The organism is Nocardiopsis sp. TNDT3, from assembly GCF_003427465.1.
In the GTDB taxonomy this organism is placed as follows: domain Bacteria; phylum Actinomycetota; class Actinomycetes; order Streptosporangiales; family Streptosporangiaceae; genus Nocardiopsis; species Nocardiopsis dassonvillei.
Genome location: NZ_QPFC01000280.1, coordinates 1 through 1,663, shown reverse-complemented (window position 1 = coordinate 1,663; position 1,663 = coordinate 1). Strand labels below are relative to the sequence as shown.

The 1,663-nt window shown below is 74.6% G+C and carries 1 protein-coding gene; it reads right to left on the bottom strand.

Going from position 1 to position 1,663, the window contains the following annotated elements; genetic code table 11:
• Positions 1-51: 51 nt before the first annotated feature.
• Positions 52-1,663 (bottom strand): hypothetical protein (locus DQW06_RS07625; protein WP_232832976.1); only part of this gene is annotated, 1,612 nt, incomplete at its 5' end.

Here is a 1,663-nt window from a genome sequence, read left to right as displayed (position 1 = left end):
GGGGGGGGGGGGAGCCGCCGACGCGACGGCTCCCCCGGTCTACCCGGCCAGCTACCCGACCAGGGAGGCGAGCATGGGCCCGAACTCCTCGTCGGAGGTCAGCAGCTCCACCGACCTGTTCTCGTGGTCGATCCTGGCCCCCACGGGACGCAGGTCGGGCGGCGTGCCCCGATCGCGCGAGCGCGAACCGGGGTGCCACCAGTAGAGCTGGGCGCTGACGGGCTTGTCGCCGTCGGCGGTGAACCGCTCGGCGACCTGCTGCATGTGGTCCAGGGCGGCGATCGGGTGGCCCTTCCCCAGGGGGTGGGCCAGGAGCACCTCGGGAACGGGGAAGGCCACGAGCGCGCCGTGCGGCAGGTCGCCGAGGTGGCGGTCGAGGTCGTGCGCGTGCGCCGCCACGTAGGGGTGCTGGCCGCCGATGTGCACGATGCGCGCCCCGTCGACCTCGTGCTCGCTGACCTCGACGGCCTCGGCCACGGAGGCGGCCACCGCCTCGGCGAAGACCTCGCCGTCGGGGCGGCCGGAGCGTTCGTGCACCTGGCGGGGCAGCGGCCTCAGCGAGTCGGAGGCGTCCACGACCACGGTCTGCCACAGCCCGGGGGCGATCTCGCGGGTCAGGAGGGAGTCCAGTACGCCCTCGGGGAAGGCGGAGGCGGGGTACAGGCGTACCCGGAGCCGTCCGTCGGTGTCGCCGCCTCCCTGTCCGGTGGCCTGGCTCAGCTGTTCGACGGACGTGCGCGCGAACTGGGCGGTGTTGTGCGCGATCTGCTCGGGGGTGGCCTCGCCCAGTGCGGCGCGCAGTCCGCTGATGTCGGCGCTGGCGTGGTTGCCGTCGGGCAGCGTCACGACGAGCGTGTCGGCGCCCTGGAAGGCGGCGCCCACCCCGGCCTCGGCGAAGGCCGCCGCCAGGGAGACGGCCACCGTGTCGTCGGGGTCCGGCGGTGAGGGAGCGCCGGCCGGGTCGGCGTCTCGCGTACCGGTGGAGGACGCCTCGGCGGAGGACCCGTCGGCGGCCTGCTCCCGCTCCCGAGCGGCATCGGCCATGAAGTCCGCGAAGCGGGCGGCCAGGTCGGTCCGCTGCTCCTCCGCGGCGATGACCGCCTGGTCGAAGGTCTCCCTCATGTCGGCCTCCATGAGGACCGCGCCCCCGAAGTCGAACACGCGCAGGCGGGTCGGCGGCAGGAAGTCGGCGCGCAGCCCCTCCCGCTCGCAGGCCCGCACCAGGGCCGCGCCGACCTCCTCGCGCATCCGCTCGGGATCCAGTTCACGCGCCTGCTCCAGCCGGGCGCCGAGCCAGTCGGGGATCCGGTCGTGCGCGCGCGGAAAGCGCTCCAGTTCCTGGGCGTAGACGAGCGGGCTCGTCCCGGGCGGCAGGTCGGGCTCGGTGTCGTGGTTGTACTCGACGTTGAACTGGTGCGTGTGGTGGACCGAGAGGACCATGGAGAGCCAGGTGCCCCCGCCCTCCCGGAACCCGGACCGCTTGAGCGCGTCGACCAGGTCGCCGACACCGCCGGGCACCACCAGCTGCCCGACCCGGCCGTCCGCCTCCTGGACGGCGAGCATGTCGCTGCGGTGGGCGCCGATCACCCTGGCCAGGTAGGTGAGCTGCTGCCAGCCCTCCGGGACGACCGCGACCAGTCGCCCGGCGAGGTCCTGGAGGACC